We start from the raw sequence: 19,099 nt of genomic DNA, 5'->3' as shown, positions 1-19,099 counted from the left end.
GGGCCCCTCCTTATCGCTTTTTGTATAGGAGGGGCCCCCTCCTAACACCTCCGCCGAGGGCGTGGCTCCGCGCGGTGGCGGCGGGTTCCGGGTGCCGGTCGGGGCTGGGTAGGCTTCTTACACATGAACACGCCGCGCCCGGTCCTGGTGGTGGACTTCGGAGCCCAGTACGCCCAGCTCATCGCCCGGCGGGTCCGGGAGGCCCGGGTCTACTCGGAGATCGTCCCGCACTCGATGCCGGTGGCGGAGATGCTGGCCAGGGATCCGGCCGCGATCATCCTCTCCGGCGGTCCGGCCAGCGTCTACGCGCCGGGCGCCCCGCAGGTCGACCCGAAGCTCTTCGACAGCGGCGTGCCGGTCTTCGGCATCTGCTACGGCTTCCAGGCGATGGCCCGGGCGCTCGGCGGCACTGTGGCGCACACCGGCGGCCGGGAGTACGGCGGCACCGCCCTGCGCGCCCGCTCCGACGCGACCGCCCTGCTCCGGGACCTTCCGGCCGAGCTCTCTGTCTGGATGAGCCACGGTGACTGTGTGACCGAGGCGCCGGACGGGTTCACCGTGACCGCCGACTCCCCCGGGGCGCCGGTGGCGGCCTTCGAGGATCTCGCCGGCCGTCGGGTCGGCACCCAGTTCCACCCGGAGGTGGGGCACACCGAGCACGGCCAGCGGATGCTGGAGCGCTTCCTCTACGACGTGGCGGGGATCGAACCGACCTGGACCCCGGAGAACATCATCGCCGACCAGATCGCCGAGATCCGCTCCCGGGTCGGCGACAAGGAGGTCATCTGCGGCCTCTCCGGCGGGGTCGACTCGGCGGTCGCCGCCGCGCTGGTGCACCAGGCCGTCGGCGACCAGCTCACCTGTGTCTTTGTCGACCACGGCCTGCTGCGGGCCGGTGAGGCCGAGCAGGTGGAGTCCGACTACGTCGCGGCCACCGGGATCAAGCTCAAGGTGGTCGACGCGGCCGACCGGTTCCTCGACGCGCTGGCCGGGGTGACCGACCCGGAGCAGAAGCGCAAGATCATTGGTCGGGAGTTCATCCGGGTCTTCGAGGCGGCGGCCCGGGAGGTGGCGGCCAGCGGGGACGTCGAGTTCCTGGTGCAGGGCACCCTCTATCCCGACGTGGTGGAGTCCGGCGGCGGCTCCGGAACCGCCAACATCAAGTCGCACCACAACGTCGGCGGCCTGCCGGAGGATCTGAAATTCTCGCTGGTCGAGCCGCTGCGCACGCTCTTCAAGGACGAGGTACGCCAGCTCGGCCTGGCGCTGGGGCTGCCCGAGGCGATGGTCTGGCGGCACCCGTTCCCCGGCCCGGGGCTGGCGATCCGGATCATCGGGGCGGTGGACCGGCAGCGGCTCGACCTGCTCCGGGCGGCCGATCTGATCGCCCGGGAGGAACTCACCGCCGCCGGTCTCGACCGGGACGTCTGGCAGTTCCCGGTGGTGCTGCTCGCCGACGTACGAAGCGTCGGGGTGCAGGGTGACGGACGCAGTTACGGGCACCCGGTGGTGCTCCGGCCGGTGTCGAGCTCCGACGCCATGACGGCGGACTGGTCCCGCCTGCCGTACGACGTGATCGCCCGGATCTCCACCCGGATCACCAACGAGGTCGCCGAGGTCAACCGGGTGGTGCTCGACGTGACGAGCAAGCCGCCGGGCACCATCGAGTGGGAGTGACCCCGGTTCACACCTGTTGACGCGGGTCGGGCGGAGTGTCGCCGAACGCCTCCGTCGGCCCGTCCACGCCGGCCGTACCCGTGGCTTCCGGGCCGGTCGGTGCCGCCGGCTCAGCCGGGTACCTCTGCTGGGCCCCCGGCGTCGGCCCGGCGGCCGGAGCACCGGTCGGCGCGGGCGGCGCCGTCGGGGTGGTGGGCGGAGTCATCGGAGCGGCGGGCGGGGCCGTCGGGGTGGTGGGCGGAGTCATCGGGGTGGTGGGCGGAGCCGCTGGTGGGTGCGGCGTGGTTGGCCGGGTGCCGGTTGCCCAGCTCGGCGGCCAGACCGGGCCGGTGCCGGCCGGGTGCGGCCAGGCGGGAGCGTCGGCCGGCTCCTCCGGCATCAGAAACCAGAGCACCGGATAGGCAAGCAGGCCGAGCCCGCCGGTGAAGACCGCGACGGCGGCGAAGGCGACCCGGACCAGGGTGGGGTCGACGTTGAAGTAGCGGCCGAGTCCGCTGGCCACGCCGGCGATCATCCGATCGGTGGTCGGTCGGCGCAGCTGCTTGTACGGGGGCTGGCTGAGCGGTATCTGCGTCATGGTTCAACGGTCCGCCCGGAGGGCCGACGCGTCCTCGGTGACCGCCCGGATAGCGACCCTGACCATTCCCTGACCTCCTTCACGGGTGCACCGGACAGAGGGTGAACTGTCAGGAATCCGACTCTTTTCGTGGCCGGGTCGGGCGACCAAGGGAGAATTTGGCCCTGTGACCCCCGCGCTGGAACCGATCCGCAAGATCGCCGCATACGCGATTTGCACTGATTCAACCGATCGGGTGCTCCTGGTCCGGGCCTCCTCCCGGTCCGGAACACCCGGTGTCTGGTCGCTGCCCGGCGGCGCCGTCGACCACGGCGAGGACCCCAACCACACAGTGGTACGCGAGACCGCCGCCGAGACCGGGCTCTCCGTCTCCGTCGTCGGCCTACGGGACGTCCTCGCCGACATGAGGTCGATGCCGCACCGGGGCGTCACGATCCACACCGACCGCCTCCTCTATGAGGTCTCGGTGCGGGGCGGCACACTCTGCGACCGGATCGGCCAGCCGACCGACCTCGCCCGCTGGCACAGCCTGGAGGAGGCGGAGAAGCTCCTGCTGCGGCCCTTCACCGCGCGCGCCCTCGGCCTGCCCGGCGGGCCGATCGACCTGCGGCCGGAGGAGGCGCCGGAGTTCCCCTCCTTCCACGCCGTACCCGGGCCGGACGGGCTGCACCGCGCCCAGCGCTTCGCGGCGTACGCGGTCGCCACCGATCCGGACGGCCGGGTACTGCTGACCCGGGTCGCCGACGGCTATCCCGGGGCCGGCTGCTGGCACCTGCCCGGCGGCGGCACCGACTACGGCGAGCAGCCCGGCGCCGCGCTGATCCGGGAACTCGTCGAGGAGACCGGGCAGCGCGGCCGGCTGGTCGAGCTGATCGGGGTGGCGAGCCACCGGGACGCCGCCTCGCTCGGCCCAGAGGGTTATCCGATCGACTGGCACGGGGTGCGCGCCTTCTACCGGGTGGTCGTCGACTCGCCCGCCCCGCCGACCGTCGGCGACGTCGGCGGCTCCACCTCCGAGGCCCGCTGGTTCGGCCGGGAGGAGTTGGAGGCGCTGCCGGTGGACCGGCTGACCGAGGTGACCGCCGAGGCCGTCCAGGCGGCCCGGCTCGGCTGACCGCCCGCCTCTTCCCGCCGCCCACCTGTTCCGGCGCCCCGCTCTTCCCGCTGTCCGCCTGTTCCCGGCGCCCACCTGTTCCCGCCGTCCGCCTGTCCCGGCGGATCCCGATCCTGACCGATCCCGCCCCGGCCGGTCCCGATCCTGCGCCCTGACCGATCCTGACCCCTGACCGATCCGGATCCTGGCCGATCCCGGCCCTGGCCGTCTCCGATCGTGACCCGCCGGTGCCGGTTGTCGGCCCGGACCGGCATGATCGGTGCGGGCGTGCGGAAGGGGCGGCGTGGTGCGACGGCGACGGCGGATCGGGGCGTACGGGGTGTGTCGGGACGGCGAGCGGGTGCTGCTCGTCCGTGGCTCGGCGACCGCGGCATTCCCCGGCGTCTGGCAACTGCCCGGCGGCGGTGTCGAGCACGGGGAGCATCCGAGGGCGGCGCTGCACCGCGAGTTCGCCGAGGAGACCGGGCTCACCGTCGCGGTGACCGGGCTGCGGCTGGTGCTCGCCGACGTGATCAGGCTGGTCGAGGTCGACGGCCCGGTGGCCGAGCACTCCGACCGGATCGTCTACGACGTCGTACCGACCGGCGGCGAGTTGCGTGCCGAGGTGGCCGGCGGCACCGACGGGGTCGCCTGGATCGCGCCGGAGGAACTGGCCGGGCTGGCCCTGATGCCGTTCACCGCCGATCTGCTCGGCCGCCCGGTGGACCCGCTGCCGGAGATCGCCGGACCCGCGCCGGAGGAGGCCGGGTCCGCGCCGGGCGAGGCCGCGCGCCCGGCGCCGGTCGACCGGCGCCAGCGTTTCGCGGCGTACGGGCTGGCCACCGATCCCGCCGGCCGGATCCTGCTGACCAGGATCGCGACCGGCTTTCCCAGCGCGGGCCGGTGGCACCTGCCCGGTGGGGGTACCGACCACGGCGAGCAGCCGGTCAGCGCGCTGCTACGGGAACTGGTCGAGGAGACCGGGCAACTGGGCCGGGTGACCGGGCTGCTGCACGTGTCGCACCGGCACGACAACGCCGAATTCGGTCCCGAGGGTCGGCCGCTGGACTGGCACGGGGTACGGGTGATCTACCGGGTCGAGGTCGACGCACCCACCGAGGCGAGGGTCACCGAGGCGGCGGGCGGCTCGACCGAGACCGCCGGCTGGTTCTCCCCGGACGAGGTGGCGCGGCTGCCGCGTACCGATGTCGTGGACGCGGCGCTGTCGCAGATCTAGGCGGATCCGGGCCGCATCCGGGCGACCGGTGCGAACGCGGAAATCTCTCCTGAAACGACGTCTGTGACTGGTTCGGCTAGAGTTGGAGGCGGGCCGAACAGTGTGTGCCGCCGGGATGACGTCCCGGATGGGAAGGTCTGCGTGTCTTGGGGTGGTTTGGGATAAATAGCCCTCAGGCAGCTATCGCCAATCCCTGCCGTCTGTGCGATGGTGTAGGCCGCAATTGGTTGCCGGCCAAGGAGTCCCGGCGCCCGATGGCGTCAGGGCGGGTGCCGCCACGGTGGCGGACAAAGTTGACCCGGTGATGGAGGAAACGTGCCGAGAGCCCCATGGCGTCGGCGTCGTACGTCGGACAGCCCGCGCCCGGCAGGGCGTCGCTGGGCGGGGCGGCTGCGTCGCAGCGGCACGTTCGCCCGGCAGGTGTTGCTGGTCCGGGTGGGACGCCGGGATCACGACCTGGGCGAGCCCAGCCCCGGTGGCCTCGTACGGCCCGACCGTTTCTACCCTGAGGACTCCACCCGACTCGACCCGTACGACGTCGATCCGCTGACCGCCGCCGAGATCGAGGCGGTCGTGCCGGTGAGTCCGGCCGTCGGCCCGGCGGACCCGGTCGACGCATCGGGGTCGGGGATGGGGATCCCGCTGCTCCCCGGCGAGCGGACCATGCTGCGCCGGATCAAGTTCGCCTTGGTCAACGCCTGCACCCTGGCCAGCCTGACCCTCGGGCTGCTCGCCATCTTCGAGGCGATGCAGGGCGACGTGCGGGTGGCGGCGTACTTCCTGATCGCCTGCGTGGCATTCGACGGCCTCGACGGGGCGTTGGCCCGCAAGATGGGCGTGGCCAGCCCGTTCGGTGCCCAGATGGACTCGCTGGCCGACATGTGCTCGTTCGGCCTGGCCGCCCCGGTTGTGGTCTACGCCTCGCTGGTCGGCTCGGTCTCCACCGCCGCCGCCGCGGTGGCCTGCGCCCTCGTGGCGGCCTGCGCGGCGATCCGGCTCGCCCGGTTCAACGTCTCGCCGAAGGACGGGCGGTTCTTCTGCGGCGTACCCACCACGATGGCCGCGGCGGTGCTCGCCCTGGCGGTGCTGATCGGGCTGCCGGTCTCCGGCGCGGTACAGGTGGCCGGGGTGGGGCTGCTCGCCTTCGCGATGGTCTCCAGCTTCCCCTACGCCAAGCTGGCTCGCCTGATCAAACTGCCGCCGTGGCTCTGGCTGGCCCCGCTGATCGGTGCCCTGGTCGACATCCGGCTCACCTTCGCGATCCTGGTGGTCGGCTACCTGGCCAGCGGGCCGCTGCTCTGGTGGCGCCAGCGTCGCACCGCCTGACCGTCCGCCGCCCACCCTTCGCGCGGCCGCCGGGTTCGGCTACCCGCCGCTACTGGCGCGGCCGGACAGGTCCGGCCGCGCCAGTCGACGGTAAGCGTTTCGCAGCCGACGGTCGCGGCGTCCGGTCAGCGCCAGCGGGCGATCACGGAGGATCCGCCGATGACCCGTTCGCCGGGGCCGACCACCGGCTCGGCCGCGTCGGCCGGCAGGTAGACGTCGGTACGCGAGCCGAACCTGATCAGGCCGAACCGCTCGCCCCGGGCCAGCAGTGCGCCGATCGGCGCCCGCTGCACGATCCGCCGGGCGATCAGGCCGGTCCGCTGGGCGACCACCACCGTGCCGTGCTCGGTGTCGAGCACCGTGTACGCGGCGACGTTGTGCTCCGCGTCCGGTTTCATCGCCGCCGCGAAGCCGCCGTCGGCGACGAAGTAGTCGACCACCTTGCCGGCCACCGGCGAGCGGTTGACGTGCACGTCGAGTACGGAGAGGAAGACCGCGATCCGGAGGAACTCGCCGTCACCGAAGCGCTCGTCCCGGAGCCGCTGCACGGAGAGCACCTGCCCGTCGGCGGCGGCGACCACCGCGGACTCGTCGTCCGGGATGTCCCGTTCCGGGTCCCGGAAGAACGCGGCCACCGGGCCGGCGGCGAGCGCCGGCACCAGCCAGAGCCGGGATTTCGGCCGGGTGACCCGGGTGAGCGCGGCCAGCCCGAGCGCGATACCTGCCGCCGCGACCCCGTTGGAGTCGATGTGCATCCCACGGGTCAGCGGGATGCTCGACGTGCGGTGGGCGGGCGCCAGCCGGGACGCCACCGAGACCTGCGCCGGGGTGAACCGGAGCCGGTGCGCTCGGACCGGTGGCTGGTTGACCAGGACGAGGTCGGTGCCGACGCCGAACAGCGCGCTCTGCCGTTCGAGTTCGCCGACCGCGCCCGGTGCCCGGCCGGGCAGGGCGGGTACCAGCACGCTGAGCACGCCGCCGTCGGCCAGGTACTTGCCGAGTTCGTCAAGCGCGCTCCGGGTCTCCTCGGCGCTGCCAGTCAGCGGTTCCGCCGCGATCACCACGTCCGCCGCGTCCGCGTCGGCCAGCGAGTCGGCGACCCGGACCCGTTGTGCGGTCCACTGCCCGAGGGCGGTGACGTGCTCCCGCAGCTGGTCGGCGCCGAGCGCGTCCGCCGGTACCACGGTGAGTGCGTCGCCGGGGAGCAGTGCGTCGACCGCAGCCGCCAGTACGGCCGAGTCGGTGGTGACCCCGACCAGCAGGGTGGTCTTCGGTCCGTGGTGCCGGGCCATCTCGGTGGTGAGTACGCGGGCGGCGCGCTCGCCGACGCGGACCGGGCGGCCTGGGCCGGTGGCGCGTACGGCGGGGGACTGGGTCATCTCGGGCGGGCTCCTCGCGAGGTCAGGACGGGCGGCTGCCGATAGCGGCGGGCTACGCGGTGCGGCGGGTTCGGGCCGCTGCCACGTGCCGGCCGGCGGAGGCGCGAACCTCCGCCGGCCAGTTTAGGCACGGCCTGACCGAGTCGCACTGATCGTGCGGGCCGTCGCCCGTCGCGTCACGCGAGCCGTGCCTGTCGCGTCACGCGAGCCCGTGGCCGTCGCGCCTGTCGCGTCACGCGAGCCCGTGGCCGTCGCGCCTGTCGCGTCACGCGAGCCCGTGGCCGTCGTGCCACGCCGCGTCCGGTGCCGTCACGCGGGCCGCTCGTCGCGCCGGTCCGGCGCTGTGCCGGGCGGGTCGGCCGGTTCCCCCGCCGGGGCCGGGAGTACCTCGGTGTCCCGGTCGGCGAGTGTGCCGCTGGACCGGGGAGCGGGCTCGGCGTCCGGCGCGGGGTACAGCTCGGCGGTGGGGTGCTCGAAGGATTCTCCGGCCGGCCGGTCGAACTCCGCCGTCCGATCGACCTGCCGGCCAGGGTCCCGCCCGGACAGGTCGACCGGCTCCGGATCGAAGCGGTCGACCGGCTCCAGGTCGAAGCGGTCCGCCGGGTCCGGGTCGAAGCGGTCCGCCGGCTCAGGGTCGAAGCGGTCAACGGGCTCCGGGGTGAAGAGTGTCCCGAGGGGCGCGTCGGTCGGTCCGGGCTCGGTGTCGGTCGGTGCGGCCGGGGCAGCCTGGGCAGCCGGGTCGGGTGCGGCCGGTGCCTCCGACGGCTGCCGGCCGGACCGGTTGGCCCGGAGCGCGCCGACCAGGCCGAGCGCGCCGACCCCGATCAGGCCCGCCGCCACCAGCCAGCCGATGGCCGGCAGGGTGACGTGGGTGAGCTGCGCGAACAGCCACCAGGCGGTGAGGCCGAGGAAGATCACGGCGAACGTCAACGACACGCCGTCGGTACGGTGCGCCTTCATCGAGTCACCTCCGCGGTGGCGGCGTCGACCGAGAGGTTGAGCAGCAGCTTCCCGCCACCCGGGCCGTCCTCACCGAGGTCGGTCACCTCCCGTTGGCTGCCGTCGAAGTTGCTGTACCTGCGGTCCAGGATCAGGACGTCGCCCGCGTTCACGTTGAGTCGTACCGTCACGTCGACGGTGGGCGGCAGGATCACCTTCACCTCGCCGAGGTCGACGTCCACGCTCACCCGGGCGTTCCGATCGGTGAAGTCGATCCGGCTCAGGTCGAGCGTGGCGTTGCCCAGCCGGGTCTCGTAGCGGTCGGCCATGACCTCGTAGCTGGCCGGCACCCAGAGCACGTTCTCGTCGGTGCGCAGCCGGGTGTAGGACTCGGCGACCGTGGAGATGCCGAGGGCGCAGGCCGCGACCAGCCCGAGGGCGATCAGCCAGCGGGCCCGGCCGAACCACGCCCCGACCAGCAGCCCGAGGGCGATGGTCAGCAGGACGGCGGCGAAGTAGGTGGACGGCATGACCCGGATCGCGTCGGTCAGGTCCAGGATCGCGACCACACCGATCGCCACGAAGATCATCGAGAAGGTGGCGGCACCCAGCGCGGACCGCTCACGTGGCCGCTTCGGCTGCTTGACCTTGGGCGGTGGCGGCGGAGTCGGAGCCGACCGTGGGGCGTACGGGCCGTGCGGCGCGAAGGGTGCCCGGTAACCCCCCGGCCCGGGCGGTCCGGGCGGCACCGGCGGTACGACCAACGGATGCGGTCCGGTCGGTACGGCCACCGGCGGCGGGTACGCCGGCCAGGCGGGAGCCGGCGGGGCCGGTACGGCCATCGCGGGTCCGGCGGGGTGGCCCGGTGCCGCGGTCGGCTGCGGTGCCGCCGGGTACCAGACCGGCTGGCCGGGCGTGGCCTGCGGCGGTACCGGCTGGCCGGGGCCCGGTGGCGGGTACCCGGCCGGTGGCGGTGGTCCCGCACCCGGTTGCCAGTACGGTCCGGTGCGGTTCCGGTCGCGGTTGAGCAGCAGCGCACCGCCGATCAGCACGAACACGCCGAGCAGGACCGCCCGGTAGGTGTCGGTGACGATGAAGCCGAACATCACCGCTGCGGTGATGCCGAGCACCAGCACGGTGACCGGGGACATGCTCGACCGGCCCCGGCCCAGCATCGACTCGACCGGCGAGGCGGTGTCGCCCTCGGACGGGATGATCAGCCAGGCGGCGAGGTACACCAGCAGGCCGATGCCCCCGAAGAAGCCGAGTACGGCGAGGAGGACCCGCCAGAGGATCGGGTCGCTGTTCGTGGCCCGGCCGATCGCGGCGCAGACCCCGGCCAGGTAGCGGCCCTCGCTCGGCCGGATCAGCCCGTACCGGTAGGTGAACCCGAACTCCGGCGGCGGTCCGCCGGCTCCGGGAGGCGGCGGACCGGGTGGCGGGGTCGCGCCAGGTGGCGGGGTTGCGCCATGCGGCGGGGGCCAGCCGGTCCCCGGTGGCGGTGTCGGCTCGGCGGGTTCCGGGCCGGCGGCGGCCGGGCCGGGCGTGCCGGGTGCCTCCCAGGCCGGGCCAGGGCTGTCCGCTCGGTCGGGGCCGCCCGCCGGACCGGGCGTTCCACGGGCGGCGGCAGCGTCGTCGGTCATGCTCCGATCCTCCGTCGTCGCAGGTGCGGCCGGCCTCAGGCGACAACCCTGAGCCCACCCTGAGATATCCGGTACGTGAAGTCCGGGGAGTCCCCATGGCTGCTGGGCCGGCGGACGTGTGACGATCGGAGCATCGGCGGAACGGGACGTGACCCGGCAGGTTGCCGCAGGTCACCCCACCGCCCGAGTCGACGAGGAGTCCGAAGATCCGCGCCACGACCGAGCCGCCCCGCCTCTACCGGGCCCGCGACCACCGGATGGTCGCCGGCGTGGCCGCCGGGATCGCCCTGCACCTGGGCATCCGGGCGGTGTGGGTACGCGTGGCGTTCCTCCTGCTGCTCGGGTTCAGCGGCCTCGGCCTGCTGCTCTACGCGGCGTTCTGGGCGGTGGTGCCGCCACTGCCCGGCGGTACCCCGCCCCGGCGCAACGTCTTCCAACTGCTGCCGTTCGTGGCCATCGGCCTCGCCGTGATCCTGATCGAGGTACTCGCCTTCAAGTCCGACGGGGTGGCCGGCACCGCCGGCTGGCTGGTCTCGATCATCGCGGTCGGCGCCGGGGTGATCTGGCACCAGTCCGCGCCGGAGCGCCGCTGGCAGTGGGACGGGTCGCCGCCGGTGCCGTGGCTCGGTGCGGTGGTGGCGGAGAGCGACCGGCGGGCCTTCGTGCTGCGGTTCATCGGCGGCGGAGTCCTGGTCGCGGTCGGTCTGATCGGTGTGGTCGCGGTCTACCGCCCGCAGGGCAACTTCGACGCGGTGATCAACGGGGTGATCTTCGCCCTGGTCGCGCTCGCCGGTGTCGGCGTGGTGGCCGCCCCGGTGCTCTGGCGGACGTACAACCAGCTGCGGGCCGAGCGGGAGGGGCGGATCAGGGAGCAGGAGCGGGCCGAGCTGGCCGCGATGATCCACGACCAGGTACTGCACACCCTCGCCCTGATCCAGCGCAACGCGGCCGACGTCAAGACGGTGCAGCGGCTCGCCCGGGGGCAGGAGCGCTCGTTGCGGAGCTGGCTCTACAAGCCGACCGGTTCGCCGAACGAGCGGTTCGCCGCGGCCCTGGAGCAGGCCGCCGCCGAGGTGGAGGACACCTTCGCGATCACCGTGGAGGCGGTGGTGGTCGGCGACCGGGAGACTGACGAGCGGGTCGGCGCGCTGGTGGCCGCGGCCCGGGAGGCGCTGGTGAACGCGGCCCGGCACGCCAAGGTGCAGACCGTATCGCTCTATGCCGAGGTGGAGCCGGAGCAGGTGAGTGTCTTCGTCCGCGATCGCGGCGCGGGATTCGACCCGACTACGGTTGAGGACCACCGGCACGGCGTACGCGGCTCGATCATCGGGCGGATGAAGCGGCACGGCGGGCGGGCGGAGATCCGCAGTACGCCGGGAGACGGCACCGAGGTGAGACTCTTCCTCCCGATACCCCGGGAGGGCGCGGCACCAGGGAAGGACAGGTAACGATCATGGTTGAGCCGACGGAGCCGGCGCGGGAGGACTCCCCGCAGCCGCGACCGCTGCGGGTCTTCCTCGTCGACGACCACGCGATGTTCCGGGCCGGCGTCCGCGCCGAGTTGGGGGCGCACGTCGAGGTGGTCGGCGAGGCCAGCACGGTGGCCGAGGCGATCAGCCGGATCGCCGCCACCGAACCGGACGTGGTGCTGCTCGACGTGCACATGCCGGACGGCGGCGGCCGGGCGGTGCTGGAGGCGGTCCGGCGTACCCGCCCCGAGGTGCGGTTCCTGGCGCTCAGCGTCTCCGACGCCGCCGAGGATGTGATCGGGTTGATCCGGGCCGGTGCCCGGGGGTACGTCACCAAGACCATCTCGCCGGACGAGCTGACCGCCGCGATCCGCCGGGTCGCCGATGGTGACGCGGTGTTCAGCCCCCGGCTGGCCGGGTTCGTGTTGGACTCCTTCGCGTCCCGGCCGGACGCGCCGGTCGCCGATCCCGAGCTGGATCAGCTCACCAACCGCGAGCGCGAGGTGCTCCGGCTGCTGGCCCGGGGTTACGCGTACAAGGAGATCGCCAAGGAGCTGTTCATCTCCATCAAGACGGTGGAGACGCACGTCTCGAACGTGTTGCGCAAGCTCCAGATGTCCAACCGCTACGAGTTGTCCCGGTGGGCGGCGGACCGGCGCCTGGTCTGAGCCGCGCCGACGGGCCTGCCCCGGCGGGCGGTCGATGCGGCATCGGCGGATCCACCGGTACGGGACTGACCGAGCGGTGGGTGTCCAGACGGTGACGATCAGATACCGTCAATCGACATTTGTAACTGTCTGCCGGACCGCCGGACCCCCGGTGTGCAGTCCCGTATCGTCCAAACGGACGAGCACGGTAGGTACGCGCTTGACATCGGAGAGCGCCCGGGGTGACGCGGGGAAGGTCACAACGAGCCGTGTGGGCCATCGTCGGAGTGCGCCGCGCCGATGACGTTTTCCCTGGTCAGGGGCATATTCGAAGAGATGGGCGGAAGATCGTGCACACGCCTGAAACATTGCCGGCAACTAACGGGTTGATAACGGCACCTTTCCGCGCTAGGCAGCTCAGTGTCACAGTGTCAGTCACCTCACAGTCCCTCGTGAGCGCCCTGAGGAGGCTTCACTCATGCGCGGGCAATTCCCGTTAAAGATGGCGGTCGGTGCGACCGCCATAATGTTGTTGGCGGCAGGCTGCGGCGGCGGCGACGACGAGAGCTCGGCGGCGGACGCCCTGATCTCGATCGGCATCGGCGAGCCGCAGCACCTGATCCCGTCGAACACCACCGAGTCCAACGGTGCCGAGGTGCTGGCCGCACTCTTCTCTCCGCTGGTGGACTTCGACGCCGAGAACAAGCCGTACACGGTCGCAGCCGAGTCGGTCGAGTCGACCGACAACAAGGTCTGGACGATCAAGCTCAAGGACGGCTACACCTTCCACAACGGTGAGAAGGTCGTCGCCGACAACTACATCAACGCCTGGAACCACGCGGCGTACGGCCCGAACGGCAACGGCGGCTCGTACTTCTTCGAGCGCATCGAGGGCTACAAGGACCTGCAGTCCGAGGACCCGGACGGCGACGGCCCGCAGAAGGCTCCGGACCCGAAGGCCAAGACCCTCACCGGTCTGAAGAAGGTCGACGACTCGACCTTCACCGTGACGCTGGCCGAGCCCTTCTCCGGCTGGCGCTCGGTCATGGGCTACACCGTCTTCTACCCGCTGCCGAACGCCGCGTTCGCCTCCGAGGGTGTGCTCAAGGAGGACTACGAGCAGGCCCCGATCGGCAACGGCCCCTTCAAGATCAAGGGCACCTGGCAGCACGACTCGAAGATCGAGGTCGAGCGCTACGACGCCTACCCCGGCGACAAGCCGAAGGTGGGCGGGGTCACCTACAAGATCTACCAGGAGCAGACCGCCCAGTACGCCGACCTGATGGGTGGGCAGCTGGACGTGGTGACCCAGATCCCGATCGAGAACCTGGGTACCGCCCCGGCCGACCTCGGTGACCGCTTCAAGAAGGGCCCGAACTCGGTCTTCCAGTTCGTCGGCTTCCCGACCTTCCTCCCGCAGTACTCGAAGGTCGAGGTCCGCAAGGCGATCTCGATGGCGATCAACCGCAAGGAGATCACCGACAACGTCTTCCGTGGTTCGCAGACCCCGGCGACGTCGTTCGTCTCCCCGGCCGTGGCCGGCTACCGCGAGAACAGCTGCGGCGAGGCCTGCACCTACGACCCGGCCAAGGCCAAGGCTGCGTACGACGCCGCGGGCGGCCCGAAGCAGATCAAGATCACCTACAACGCCGACGGTGGTCACAAGGCGTGGGTGGACGCGACCTGCAACCAGCTCAAGACCAACCTGGGCGTCGACTGCGTCGGCGTCGGCGAGCCGAAGTTCGCTGACCTGCTCACCAAGGTCGAGGCCAAGGAAGACGTCGGCATGATCCGGCTCGGCTGGATCATGGACTACCCGCTGATGGAGAACTACCTCGGCCCGCTGTACGGGACCGGCGGTTCGTCGAACTACTACGGCTACAGCAACACCGAGTTCGACAACCTGGTCAAGCAGGGATCGGCCGCTGCGACCGAGGACGAGGCGATCAAGCTCTGGCAGCAGGCCGAGGACATCCTCGCCCGCGACATGCCGGTGATTCCGCTGCGGCTCGGCCAGAACGTCTACGGCCACTCGGAGCGGGTCAAGAACGTCGAGCTCGACAAGTTCCAGAAGGTCGAGCTCCTCAAGATCGAGGCCACGAGCTGACCTGACTGCTCCAGCGACGGACGGTCCGGTCCGCCCGGCCCAGCTGGGTCGGATCGGACCGTCCGTACAAGCCTCACCGGCCCCGGTGACGGGACCGGTGAGGCTGCGGTCGCTACCGTGCGCATCACGGTCTGCTGCCCGGCAGGCAGTCACCGATGCTCGTCTCTAAGGACTTGAGATATGTTCCGCTACTTCGTGCGGCGCGTGCTGCAAGGGGTCCTGACGTTTTTCGGGGCCACCTTCATCGTGTACGCGCTGATGTTCGCCAACCAGGATGACCCGCTCCAGGCTCTGGCGGGTGAGCGTCCGATCCCGGAGAACGTCCGGCAGGCGCTCACCGAAAGGTACCACCTGGACGATCCCTTCCTCTTCCAATATGGCCACTACATGCGTGGCCTGTTGACAGGTGACTTCGGCATCTCGCTCACCAACCGGCCGATCAGCGAGATGATGCAGCAGGCCTGGCCGGTGACCATCAGGCTGGCGGTCTTCGCGATCATCATCTCCGCGCTGTTCGCCATCACCGCCGGCGTCGTCTCCGGGATCCGTCGTGGCGGAGTCTTCGACACCACCACGCTGATCATCACCCTGATCCTGCTCTCCCTGCCGATCGTGGTGCTGGCCCCGCTGGCCCAGCTCGTCTTCGGGGTGCAGCTGAAGTGGTTCCCGGCGACAGCCGGCGCCGAACCCGGGTTATATCAACTCCTCCTGCCAGCGGTGGTGTTGAGCTGTCTGGTGATCGCCACCCAGATCCGGGTGACCCGGGCCTCGGTGGCGGAGAACCTGCGCTCGGACTACGTTCGTACCGCCCGGGCCAAGGGACTGGCGAACCGCCGGGTCATCGGTGTGCACGTGCTGCGCAACTCGCTGATCCCGGTCGTCACGCTGATCGGTGTCGACCTGGGCAACCTGATGGCGGGAGCGATCGTCACCGAGGGTGTCTTCAACATCCCGGGCGTCGGCTTCAACCTGTTCCGCGGGATCCGCACCGAGGACGGCCCACTGGTGGTCGGCTTCGTCAGCATCCTGGTGATCGTCTTCCTGGTGGCCAACCTGGTCGTCGATCTGCTGTACGCGGTACTCGACCCGAGGATCCGCTATGAGTGAGCGAAGTGCACGAATCAGTCAGCTCGGCGTGAAACCGTCCTTCGGGCGGCGCCGGGTGGAGCGAGGCGGCGGCACGAGTAAGCGAGGCACCCGATGAGCAACGTCGAATCCGTCACCAAGGCGGAGGTACCCGGTGCCGCCGGTGTGCCGGTGTCCCCGGACGGCGGCCCGGAGAAACCGCGCAGTCTGACCGGGGATGCCTGGAACGACCTACGACGCAACTGGATCTTCTGGGCCGCCGCCGTCCTGGTGCTGCTGGTCGTGACGATGGCGGCCTTCCCAGGTTTGTTCACCTCGGCCGACCCGGACGCGTGCGCACTGTCCCGGCAGCACCAGGGGCCGAGCGGCTCGGCCATCTTCGGCTACAACTTCCAGGGCTGCGACGTCTACGCCCGGACGATCTACGGTGCCCGCAACTCGGTGCTGATCGGGCTCTTCGCGACCCTCATCGCCGGGGTGATCGGCCTGATCGTCGGGATGGCGTCCGGTTACTTCGGTGGCTGGATCGACGCCCTGCTCGCGCGGGGCATCGACATCGTGCTGGGCATCCCGACCCTGCTCGCGGCGATCGTGCTGGCCCGGCGGCTCGCCTCGGACCCGCAGAACTCGGGCTTCTGGGCGGTGGTCTTCACCCTCGGTGTGCTGACCTGGACCACCGGCGCCCGGATCATGCGTTCGTCGGTCATCTCGGCGAAGAACCAGGACTACGTGGCCGCGGCCCGGATGCTCGGCGCCGGTTCCGGTCGACTGATGCTCCGGCACATCCTGCCGAACGCGGCGGCGCCGTTCGTGGTGGTGTTGACCATCCTGCTCGGTGTCAACATCTCCACCGAGGCCACCCTGACCTTCCTCGGCGTCGGTCTGCGAGGCGACGCGATCTCCTGGGGGATCGACATCTCGACGGCGGCCCCGTACGTCCGGGAGACGGCCACCCCGCTGGTCTGGCCATCGGTCTTCCTGGCGATGACCGTGCTGGCGTTCATCATGCTCGGCGACGCGATCCGCGACGCCTTCGACCCGAGGCTGCGGTGAGTCGAACCATGACCGATATCAAGGCAGAGATCGACGTCCTGCCCGGGTTGGACTCGTCCGCCCGGCTGCTGGAGGTCGATGGCCTGCACGTGGAGTTCCGTACCCAGGTCGGGGTCGCCAAGGCGATCAACGGGGTGGACCTGCACCTGGATCCCGGCGAGACGCTGGCGATCCTGGGCGAGTCCGGTTGCGGCAAGTCCGTCACCGCCCAGGCGATCATGGGCATCCTCGACTCGCCACCCGGCTTCGTCACCGGGGGCGCGATCCGCTACCGCGGCGTGGACCTGCTCAAGCTCCCCGAGGAGCAGCGTCGCAAGGTACGCGCCAACCACATCGCGATGATCTTCCAGGACGCGCTCTCCGCGCTGAACCCGGTCTTTCCGGTCGGCTGGCAGATCGGTGAGCTGTTCCGGATGCATCGCGGGATGTCCCGGCAGGACGCCAGGAAGCGGGCGATCGAGCTGCTCGACCTGGTGAAGATCCCGGCCGCCAAGCAGCGGATCGGGGACTATCCGCACCAGTTCTCCGGCGGCATGCGGCAGCGCGTCATGATCGCGATGGCGCTGGCGCTCGACCCGAAGGTGCTGATCGCGGACGAGCCGACCACGGCGCTGGACGTCACGGTGCAGGCACAGATCATGAACCTCCTCGCCGAGCTGCGGCGGGAACGGAACATGGGCCTGATCCTGATCACCCACGACATGGGGGTGGTCGCCGACGTGGCCGACCGGATCTCGGTGATGTACGCCGGGAAGGTGGTCGAGGAGGCGCCGGTACTGGACATCTACGCCCGGCCGGCGCACCCGTACACCAAGGCCCTGCTGGAGTCGATTCCCCGGCTGGACCTCAAGGGGCAGCAGCTCAACGTGATCAAGGGCCTGCCGCCCAACCTGACCCGGATCCCGGCCGGCTGCCCGTTCCACCCACGGTGCGGGTACGCCCGCGACGTGTGCCGGGCCGACCCGCCGCCCCCACAGTACGAGGTGGATCCGGCTCGGACAGCGCGGTGCCATTTCTGGACGGAGGTGGTCGGCGATGACCAAGCCGGCAAGTGAAGCGATGAGCCAGCCGGCAAGCAAAGATGTCGTGCTGGAGACCCGGGGGTTGGTCAAGCACTTCCCGATCACCCAGGGCATCGTCTTCCAGAAGAAGATCGGTGCGGTACGCGCGGTCGACGGAATCGACCTGAGTCTGCGCCGGGGTGAGACCCTCGGCGTGGTGGGCGAGTCTGGCTGTGGCAAGTCGACGCTGGCCAAGCTGCTGGTGAGGCTGGAGCGGCCGACCAGTGGCGCGATAAACGTCCGGGGTCAGGACATGACCCGGATGTCCGGCGGTGAGCTGCGCAGGGCCCGGCGCAACATCCAGATGGTGTTGCAGGACCCGTACACCTCGTTGAACCCGCGGATGACGGTCGGCGACATCATCGGCGAGCCGTTCGACATCCACCCGGAGGTCGCCCCGGCCGGCGAGCGGAAGCAGCGGGTCCGTGAACTGCTGGATCTGGTCGGGTTGAACCCGGAGCACATCAACCGGTATCCGCACCAGTTCTCGGGTGGGCAGCGGCAGCGGATCGGGATCGCCCGGGCGTTGGCGTTGAATCCGGAGATCATCGTCTGTGACGAGCCGGTGTCGGCGTTGGACGTGTCGATCCAGGCTCAGGTGATCAACCTGCTGGAGCGGTTGCAGGACGAGTTGGGTCTGTCGTACATCTTCATCGCGCATGACCTGTCGGTGGTGCGGCACATCGCCGACCGGGTCGCGGTGATGTACCTGGGCAAGATCGTGGAGATCGGTACCGAGGACGAGATCTACGAGCGGCCGACCCATCCGTACACCCAGGCGCTGCTCTCGGCGGTGCCGGTGCCGGACCCGACGCTGCGCGGCCAGCGGGACCAGATCGTCCTGGAGGGCGACGTGCCGTCGCCGGCCAACCCGCCCTCGGGCTGCCGGTTCCGCACCCGGTGCTGGAAGGCGCAGGAGATCTGCGCCACCCAGGAGCCGCCGCTGGTGGTGCGGGAGCACTCGGCGCACCCGAGCGCATGCCACTTCGCCGAGGAGCGGAACGTGGTGCACGCGGTCGAGTAGACCGGTCAGACGCGGTGGTGAGCCTGACCCGGCCCACCACCGATGCGAGAAGAACGCCTCCTCACTGCCCGGGGCGCGGGCCGCCATCCATGCGGCCGGCGTCCCGGGCTCGCGTCGGCGGCCCGGCCGTCGACGGCCACGGCGCCGCGCCGGTCACCGCGGACCCGTCCGAGGTACGGCTCAGAGCGGGCCGCGGCCGGCCCGGAGCAGCAGCAGGGCGAGCTGGGTACCGTCGGCGCCGAGCGCCTCGCGGAACCGGTCCAGGATCTCGCGCTCCCTGGAGAGGACGAGGCGGGTGCCGCCGGAGGCCATCCGGGTCCGGCCGACCTGCTGGGAGAGCGCGGCACGCTCCTGCCAGAGGGCGATCAGCTCACGGTCGATCTCGTCGATCCGCTCCCGCAGCCCGATGATGTGCTGCGAGGCCTCCGGCGCCTTCGTCCCGGTCTCGGGCTCGGCGCCGTTCGCCGGAAGCTCTGCCACCTCTGCCGCCACCTCTGCCGCCACCTCTGTCGCCATGGGGTCCTCCTTGCCAGCTGGGCCCCCGGTGCCTGGATCCCGACGCGAAAAGCCCCGGGCTCCAGGAGCCCGGGGCTTTTCGTAGGTCATGTTTCAGGCGCGACCCACGGCTGCCGGACTCCCGGAGCCGTAGTAAAAGTAAGTCTGCGCCTGACGGATCACGGGTTTGAGTATGCCCAGCCAGCGGTGTCTTGGCAAGCACATCGGCGATGCCCGCGGAAGCCGGGTGAAGGCCACCGCGGCAACGCCTCCGCCGGCTACGCGC

At 71.1% G+C, this 19,099-nt stretch carries 15 protein-coding genes and 1 pseudogene; 11 read left to right on the top strand and 5 right to left on the bottom strand.

What is annotated here, in order from left to right:
• The first annotated feature begins 123 nt into the window (after positions 1 to 123).
• Positions 124 to 1,677 carry a glutamine-hydrolyzing GMP synthase gene (gene guaA / locus CLT71_RS17505; RefSeq protein WP_101368055.1) on the top strand — a complete coding sequence of 518 codons (1,554 nt, stop codon included), beginning with the start codon at positions 124 to 126 and terminating at the stop codon, positions 1,675 to 1,677.
• A gap of 265 nt (positions 1,678 to 1,942) precedes the next feature.
• Here guaA and CLT71_RS17500 read toward each other — a convergent pair.
• Positions 1,943 to 2,254, bottom strand: a pseudogene (locus tag CLT71_RS17500) (PspC domain-containing protein); the annotation flags it as partial.
• A gap of 166 nt (positions 2,255 to 2,420) precedes the next feature.
• Between CLT71_RS17500 and CLT71_RS17495 the strand changes: the two are divergent.
• From CLT71_RS17495 to CLT71_RS17485, 3 genes are all read left to right on the top strand, one after another.
• Entirely contained in the window at positions 2,421 to 3,368 is a 948-nt protein-coding gene (locus CLT71_RS17495) for an NUDIX domain-containing protein (protein WP_101368054.1), read from the top strand.
• A gap of 286 nt (positions 3,369 to 3,654) precedes the next feature.
• Entirely contained in the window at positions 3,655 to 4,584 is a 930-nt protein-coding gene (locus tag CLT71_RS17490) for an NUDIX domain-containing protein (RefSeq protein ID WP_101371537.1), read from the top strand.
• Between the two features lie 390 nt (positions 4,585 to 4,974).
• Entirely contained in the window at positions 4,975 to 5,910 is a 936-nt protein-coding gene (locus CLT71_RS17485; RefSeq protein WP_101371536.1) for a CDP-alcohol phosphatidyltransferase family protein, read from the top strand.
• Positions 5,911 to 6,035: 125 nt separating this feature from the next.
• Here CLT71_RS17485 and CLT71_RS17480 read toward each other — a convergent pair whose 3' ends face one another.
• The 3 genes from CLT71_RS17480 to CLT71_RS17470 all read right to left on the bottom strand — a co-directional run bounded on the left by CLT71_RS17480 (position 6,036) and on the right by CLT71_RS17470 (position 9,871).
• Positions 6,036 to 7,289 carry a phosphatidylserine decarboxylase gene (locus CLT71_RS17480; protein WP_101368053.1) on the bottom strand — a complete coding sequence of 418 codons (1,254 nt, stop codon included), beginning with the start codon at positions 7,287 to 7,289 and terminating at the stop codon, positions 6,036 to 6,038.
• A 309-nt stretch (positions 7,290 to 7,598) separates the two neighbouring features.
• A complete protein-coding gene (locus CLT71_RS38065) occupies positions 7,599 to 8,249 on the bottom strand; it encodes a phage holin family protein (protein ID WP_486483317.1) in 651 nt (216 codons plus the stop codon).
• On the bottom strand, positions 8,246 to 9,871 hold the full coding sequence (locus CLT71_RS17470; protein ID WP_101368052.1) for a PspC domain-containing protein: 1,626 nt from the start codon (positions 9,869 to 9,871) through the stop codon (positions 8,246 to 8,248). Before CLT71_RS17470 ends, CLT71_RS38065 begins: the two co-directional genes overlap by 4 nt.
• A 206-nt stretch (positions 9,872 to 10,077) precedes the next feature.
• Between CLT71_RS17470 and CLT71_RS17465 the strand changes: the two genes are divergently transcribed.
• The 7 genes from CLT71_RS17465 (at position 10,078) to CLT71_RS17435 (ending at position 18,318) form a co-directional block, all read left to right on the top strand.
• Positions 10,078 to 11,319, top strand: coding sequence for a PspC domain-containing protein (locus CLT71_RS17465; RefSeq protein ID WP_486483690.1), 1,242 nt, complete (start codon positions 10,078 to 10,080; stop codon positions 11,317 to 11,319).
• 5 nt (positions 11,320 to 11,324) lie between these two features.
• Entirely contained in the window at positions 11,325 to 12,008 is a 684-nt protein-coding gene (locus tag CLT71_RS17460; RefSeq protein WP_101368050.1) for a response regulator transcription factor, read from the top strand.
• A 481-nt stretch (positions 12,009 to 12,489) separates the two neighbouring features.
• Positions 12,490 to 14,094, top strand: coding sequence for a peptide ABC transporter substrate-binding protein (locus CLT71_RS17455; RefSeq protein ID WP_486483316.1), 1,605 nt, complete (start codon positions 12,490 to 12,492; stop codon positions 14,092 to 14,094).
• A 180-nt stretch (positions 14,095 to 14,274) separates the two neighbouring features.
• Entirely contained in the window at positions 14,275 to 15,201 is a 927-nt protein-coding gene (locus CLT71_RS17450) for an ABC transporter permease (protein ID WP_101368048.1), read from the top strand.
• A gap of 93 nt (positions 15,202 to 15,294) precedes the next feature.
• Positions 15,295 to 16,233 (top strand): ABC transporter permease, encoded by a 939-nt coding sequence (locus CLT71_RS17445; protein ID WP_101368047.1) that lies wholly within the window; start codon positions 15,295 to 15,297, stop codon positions 16,231 to 16,233.
• Positions 16,234 to 16,241: 8 nt separating this feature from the next.
• Entirely contained in the window at positions 16,242 to 17,288 is a 1,047-nt protein-coding gene (locus CLT71_RS17440) for an ABC transporter ATP-binding protein (RefSeq protein WP_101368046.1), read from the top strand.
• Positions 17,269 to 18,318, top strand: coding sequence for an ABC transporter ATP-binding protein (locus CLT71_RS17435; protein WP_486483315.1), 1,050 nt, complete (start codon positions 17,269 to 17,271; stop codon positions 18,316 to 18,318). Before CLT71_RS17440 ends, CLT71_RS17435 begins: the two co-directional genes overlap by 20 nt.
• A 180-nt stretch (positions 18,319 to 18,498) precedes the next feature.
• On the opposite strand, the gene CLT71_RS17430 is transcribed toward CLT71_RS17435, so the two are convergent.
• Positions 18,499 to 18,834 carry a chorismate mutase gene (locus CLT71_RS17430; protein WP_101368044.1) on the bottom strand — a complete coding sequence of 112 codons (336 nt, stop codon included), beginning with the start codon at positions 18,832 to 18,834 and terminating at the stop codon, positions 18,499 to 18,501.
• Positions 18,835 to 19,099 lie beyond the last annotated feature (265 nt).

The organism is Plantactinospora sp. CNZ320, assembly GCF_002846275.1.
This window is presented reverse-complemented; position numbering and strand designations above follow the sequence as displayed.